The following is a 6,017-nucleotide window of genomic DNA, read 5'->3' on the forward strand; positions in this document are numbered from 1 at the left end:
CCTTACGCCTGAAAGCCCTGCCCGAAGGCCAGGAAATGGATCAATACGCCCGCAGCATGTTCGCTTATTCCATCTCTTATCTGTTTTTGCTTTATACCGCACTCATTCTGGGCAAATTGCTTTTAGGATAAAGAGGATTGGCAAATGATGTTCAGCAAAAGCAGTGAATGCGCGTTGCGGGCCATGATTTATATTGCCGCCCAAAAACCGGGTACGCCGGTGTTAAGTCGCGACGTAGCTGAATATCTGGGAATGCCGATTCAGTGCATTACCAAAATCATGCGTGGACTGGCCAAGCGGGGATTGCTGGAATCTTTGAAAGGACGTGGTGGCGGTTTTGTACTTACGCGCAATGCGGACAGTTTGAACATTCTGGATGTTGTGGAAGCGGTGGAAGGGCGCTTAACCCCGCATTGCCTGCTGGGTTTGAAGGTGTGTGCCGATGAAACCGCCTGCCCGGTTCATTGTCAGTGGGCGCAACTGCGCGGGCAGGAAATGGAAGTGCTGCGTCAACAAAGCATTGGTGCCATGGCACAGATGCTGTTTGCTAGCCCGGGGAATGTGGCATAGGTCCCCATGTGTTCATTGGGAGGTTGTGCACATATCGGGACCAAGATTAGCTGGTTCTGTGCCATCTGGACCAGTCTGGTCCTAGACCAGGAATAAGCGGCGAATGGATGGGGTGCTGCGGGGTCCTACAGAGAAGCAACTGCCGTGTGTCTTTACCACAAATATACAATCAAAGTTTTGTTCTGTTTGATAAAATAATTAAATAAATGGCGCCATCAGGGATTTTTTTGGGTCTCAACGGGCGCATTTCAAGGTTTGGCATACAGTTTGCTAAAGACTAATCAGTTTAGATTTGGCGGCTCCCATGATGAGCTTGATCAGATTGCTGATGTGAAAAATCAACAGGACGTGATGTTTTTGTCGTGAACAATTGGAAAGGGGTCGCCCAGAATGAAATTTCGAGGATTGGTAGCACTGAGTGTGAGTGTTTGTGCAAGTTTATTCGTTACTGCGGTAGCAAGCCCGGTGTATATCGAGAAAGTCGATATGCCAATGAAAGCGGCCATGTCAGAAGTCAAAAACGTTTTGCATGATGGTGGTTATAAAATTGTGCTTCATCTCAATATTTTGAAGCTGATTCAATCCCAGCAGAAGCAACTGAAAATACCCAATTTTAATCAGCATAAATTTACCGATGTACAAGCTTTGGTATTTTGTAATCCGTATGAATTCAGTAAGTTGCTGAATGCCGATTGGCCTGCTGCCGCAGGTTGTCCATTGACTTTGGATGTGTTTTCAAAAGGACAAAACAGTTACATCGTTTACGGATTACGGGCTGACTTTGCGAATACGCCGGCTTCCAAAAAAATCACACAATCTTTTGATAGTGCCGTTATTAAAGTGCTGCAGGGTATTCCCATGTCTCGGCAGATTACCAAAATCCCTGACTTTTCAGGGGAATGATTTGTAAGTTCACGTTTGGCTAGAAGGAGAGATCAATGGAACAGATAAAAAGACGGAAATTTTTGGGAGTGTCAGCAGTGGGTATGGCGGCAGTAGCCGGTTCCGGGGTGTTGATGCCAGCCATTGCCAATGCCGCCAATGTGGCAGGTTGGCCTGCAGCGGCATTTGATGCCAAAAAGCTGGATGAGGCGATGAAGGACAGTATTGATACAACCTCGGTAAAAACTTCGGCGAAAGTCCGCCTGACCGCACCAACCATAGCGGAGAATGGCGCGGCAGTTCCGGTAACCGTGGATGTAGATCATCCCATGACCGCCGATGATTATATCGAATCTGTATATTTGTATGTGGATCATAATCCTACGCCATTGGCCAGTGCCTTTCATTTTACGCCGGATAGTGGTCATGCCTATTTTCAGGAACGCATCAAGATGGCGAAAACCGATATGGTCAGAGCTGTCGCCAGGACCAATAAGGGCGTGATGATGTCTTCCAAGCCCCAGGAAATCAAGGTAACCATCGGCGGTTGTGGCGGATAAATATCAGAAAATTCCCAAGCAGCTAAATTGATTAAGGAGAAATTATTATGGCAGCAATTGGTAATCCAATGATCCGGATGGCTTCACACGCCAAAAAAGGACAAATTGTTGAAGTACGTTCGTTGATCATGAATCCGATGACTACGGGACTGAGCAAAAATAAAGCGGGCAAGTTGATTCCTGCGCATTTTATTCAGACAGTCACCGTGACTTTCAATAAAAAGCCACTCTGTAATGTAGATTGGAGTACAGCGATCAGCGCCAATCCCTATCTGGCTTTTAAAATGCGCGCTGTTGAAAGCGGTACGCTGGAAATGACCTGGAAAGACAATACGAATGGTGTTTGGTCCAGTAAGGCAGCTATTACTGTCGCCTGAATGAACGAACCTTTTCACAAAAGATAACCCGCGAGGTGAGTATGAATCTGTCACGTAGAGATTTCATGGCGATGATGGGTATTGCTGGAGCAACAGGATTTTTATCGCCATCTGCAATTGCTTCTTCCTGGGGTTCAGGTAAGGACCCCTATGAAATACCCGAATACGGTAATGTCACGTTACTCCATATTACGGATACCCATGCACAGTTGCTGCCCGTTTGGTGGCGTGAGCCGGGAACCAATATTGGCACGCGTGAACAAAAGGAATGGGGCGTCACACCACATATGGTGGGTGATAAAAAGCTCGAATATTACGGGATCAAAGCCGGGACGCCGGAAGGTTATGCTTTATCCTGCATGGATTTTGATACTCTGGCGCATAAATATGGAAAAATCGGCGGTTATGCGCACATTGCCACCCTGGTCAAACGGTATCGGGAGCAGGTGGGCAAAAAAGCCATTCTGCTGGATGGCGGCGATGCCTGGCAAGGATCTGCAACCAGTCTTTGGACCAAAGCCGAAGATATGGTGGGCGCCCAGAACCTGCTCAAAGAAGACTACTTTGTCGGCCATTGGGAGTTTACCTATGGTGCTGACCGGGTTGAGTATCTGCTCAAGCATAAGCTCAAGGCGAAATTTCTTTCCCAGAATGTGTTTACGATTCCATGGGACGAACCCGTGTTCGACCCCTACGACATTCGCGAAGTGAGCGGACGGAAAGTGGCTGTTATTGGCCAATCATTCCCTTTTACACCTATTGCCAACCCCGCTTATTTTGTTCCTAAATGGTCTTTTGGCATTCATCCCGGACACATGCAGAAAATGGTGGATGAATGTCGGCAAAAGCATAAAGCCGATATTGTTGTAGTACTTTCCCACAATGGCGCAGATGTCGATAAAAAAATGGCATCTCAGGTCAATGGTATTGATATTATTCTTGGTGGGCATACCCATGAAATCATGGGACCACGTCCGGTGAAAATCAATAATACCTTGATTATTAATACCAGTACCAATGGTAAGTTCCTCGCCCGCTTTGATCTGGATGTGGGTAAAGGTAAACTTAATGGCTGGCGTTTCAATTATCTTCCCATCATTTCCAACATGATTCCGGAAGACCAGGAAATGGCTGATTATATTACCAAAGTACGTGCACCCTATGCCAAGAAACTGGCTGAGCCTTTGGCCGTTACCGAAAGTCTCCTGTATCGCCGGGATAATTTCAATGGAACTTTTGATCAGATTCTCTGTGACGCGTTGCGTGAAGAAATGGATTGTGAAGCGGCGTTTTCTCCGGGGTTCCGCTGGGGATATTGCAAACTCCCGGGGGAGACCATCACCATGGAAGATGTCATGGGGCAGACGGCCATCACCTATCCTCAGGTGACTGTCACTGAATACACCGGCGCCGAGCTGAAAAATGTGATGGAGCAGGTGGCCGATAACTTGTTTAATCCCAATCCCTATTATATTCAGGGTGGGGATATGATTCGGGTGGGCAATATCCAGTACACCATGAACCCCGGTGAAACCATCGACAAGCGTATTACCGATTTGCGGGTAGGTGGCAAAATGGTTCAGGCTAACAAGCGCTATAAAGTGGCTGGTTGGGGCGCCATGCAAAAGGTGGAAGGGACGCCAGTCTGGGATATTTTTGCCAAATGGTTGCGGTCTAAAAAGACCGTGTCGGCCAACCCGCGTGACTTACCGGTGCTCACTAAAAACATGACCGGTAATCCAGGAATTGCATTTCCCAAAGAATACGATCTCTAAAAGATTTTATGAGTTTGGGTTTGATTGGGAGTCGAGCCGATTATGCGTAGCTTGGCAGATCTCAGTATGGCTGAAAAAATCATGCATACGGGTTTCATTTTTCTGGTGGGTTTGGGTCTCCTGGTTGCGGAGGCCTACACCTATGTCACCCATGCAGGACTGGATGGTAAGCCGGGTATATCTGTTCAGAATGTAGCCATGTCTTACTATGGAAATCGCAAGTCCAGCAAGCTGCAGGAAATGTTACCAGCCATGATGCCCATGGCGCATGTGCCCGTCAGTGAGCGGCCTAAAATGGTCCAGGCCGTCAACCATTGGATTGCCAATGGCGAAACCCGCAATGATTATGAACAGGAGGTCAAGCCATTAATTAATGGCTCCTGTTTGAAATGTCACACCATGGGTATGCCGAATATTGGTACCTATAAACTACTCAAGGCCCAGGCTCATGTAGATATGGGTATGCCTTATTCAGAGATGCTGATGTTGGGTATGGTCCATCTGACCACATTGGGTGTCATTTTCTGGATTGCGGGCTGGATATTCAGTAAGGCACGTTTCCCGCGTGTTCCTAAATATTTGATGATTGGTGTACCGTTTTTCGCTTTTTTCCTGGATTTTGCAGGTTGGTTCCTGACCAAGCAGGACCCTAATTGGGTCTGGTTGGTATTAATTGGAGGGATACTGTCCTGTCCACTGGTATTGGTTGGCATGGCCATCAGTTTATATCAGATCTGGTTGTTTCCCCGCCAGGAGGAAGTGCCACCCTTGTGAGAGAAATTTATGCCAGAAACCCAAGCCTGCGTTTATACCGAGCCCTTGAGCTTCCGGATTGTTTTCCGGGTTCTGGGCTCCATGCGCCTGGCGGTCCATTTACTGCTGTTTGTCGCCATAGCCTCAATCATTGGCACTATTCTGCCGCAGCAGGAAGTGTATACAGATTACCTGCATCAATTCGGAACCTTCTGGTTTAACGTATTTGGCAATCTGGATTTGTATGATGTTTATCGCTGTGGATGGTACATGGGGATTGTCGCCTTTTTGATTGTGTCAACAACTGTCTGCGTATTTCGTAATGCACCTCCCATGCTACGGGAAATGCGTCATGTGAGATCCAACCCATCAGATAGTTTTTTAGAAAGTAGACCGGTTCAGTTCGAATATTTTTCATCAAAATCTGATACAGAATCTATTCAATCGGCAATAGCCACCCTGGGCGATTTTGGTTATCAGGCCCGGGTACTCAAGACCCCCACCGGAGACACGGTCATTTTTGCTCAGAAGGGTCGATTTTATCGAACCGGGTATTTGTTAACCCATGTGGGAATTATTTTATTTTGTGCGGGTGCATTATATAACGCCAATCTTCCCCTGAAATGGGCTGAATGGACGGGTACCGTACATCCTGAAAAGAATTTTGATCTTCCTCTTTCAAAAATTCCGCAGTCCAGTTGGCTATCCGCTTCAAGTTCAGCATTTCGTGGAATTATCACCATTCCGGTTGGACAAACAGTCAACGCCATGTTTGAGCTGGTAGGTGATGGTTTTTTGGTTCAGCATCTTCCATTTATGTTGCGGCTGGATGCTTTCAGGGTCACGCATTATTCCAACGGTCTTGCCAAGGATTTTGTCTCGACGATTTCTCTTTATCATCACGATGGGAAAAAGTTCAAAACCGGTATTGTCCGCGTCAATCATCCCATGTCGGTGGATGGTGTGCAGATTTATCAGTCCAGTTATTCCGACAGTGCTTCAAAATTACACCTGCACAATTACCTGTTGTCTGCACCAGCGTTGCCACCAGCCACTATTTCCACCAGTGTGGGTGAGCATCTTAAAACTTTTGGTTCACA

The 6,017-nt window shown here is 47.0% G+C and carries 7 protein-coding genes; all 7 read left to right on the forward strand.

Annotated features, from left to right (window positions below; genetic code table 11):
- Positions 1 to 144: 144 nt before the first annotated feature.
- Positions 145 to 570 carry an RrF2 family transcriptional regulator gene (locus AC2VLY_RS01490; protein WP_193650731.1) on the forward strand — a complete coding sequence of 142 codons (426 nt, stop codon included), beginning with the start codon at positions 145 to 147 and terminating at the stop codon, positions 568 to 570.
- 390 nt (positions 571 to 960) lie between these two features.
- The gene (locus tag AC2VLY_RS01495; RefSeq protein WP_486894394.1) at positions 961 to 1,473 is read left to right on the forward strand and encodes a DUF302 domain-containing protein; all 513 of its coding nucleotides are present in this window, start codon (positions 961 to 963) and stop codon (positions 1,471 to 1,473) included.
- 35 nt (positions 1,474 to 1,508) lie between these two features.
- Entirely contained in the window at positions 1,509 to 2,012 is a 504-nt protein-coding gene (gene soxY / locus AC2VLY_RS01500) for a thiosulfate oxidation carrier protein SoxY (protein WP_486894393.1), read from the forward strand.
- A gap of 47 nt (positions 2,013 to 2,059) precedes the next feature.
- Positions 2,060 to 2,389 (forward strand): thiosulfate oxidation carrier complex protein SoxZ, encoded by a 330-nt coding sequence (gene soxZ, locus AC2VLY_RS01505; protein ID WP_486894391.1) that lies wholly within the window; start codon positions 2,060 to 2,062, stop codon positions 2,387 to 2,389.
- Between the two features lie 41 nt (positions 2,390 to 2,430).
- Positions 2,431 to 4,164, forward strand: coding sequence for a thiosulfohydrolase SoxB (gene soxB / locus AC2VLY_RS01510; RefSeq protein ID WP_486921659.1), 1,734 nt, complete (start codon positions 2,431 to 2,433; stop codon positions 4,162 to 4,164).
- Between the two features lie 42 nt (positions 4,165 to 4,206).
- Positions 4,207 to 4,938, forward strand: coding sequence for a hypothetical protein (locus AC2VLY_RS01515; protein WP_193650734.1), 732 nt, complete (start codon positions 4,207 to 4,209; stop codon positions 4,936 to 4,938).
- 9 nt (positions 4,939 to 4,947) lie between these two features.
- Positions 4,948 to 6,017, forward strand: a 1,070-nt coding sequence (locus tag AC2VLY_RS01520) for a cytochrome c biogenesis protein ResB (protein ID WP_486921660.1), incomplete at its 3' end; no start/stop codon positions are given.

It is taken from the genome of Acidithiobacillus sp. TH-A36 (assembly GCF_057473445.1).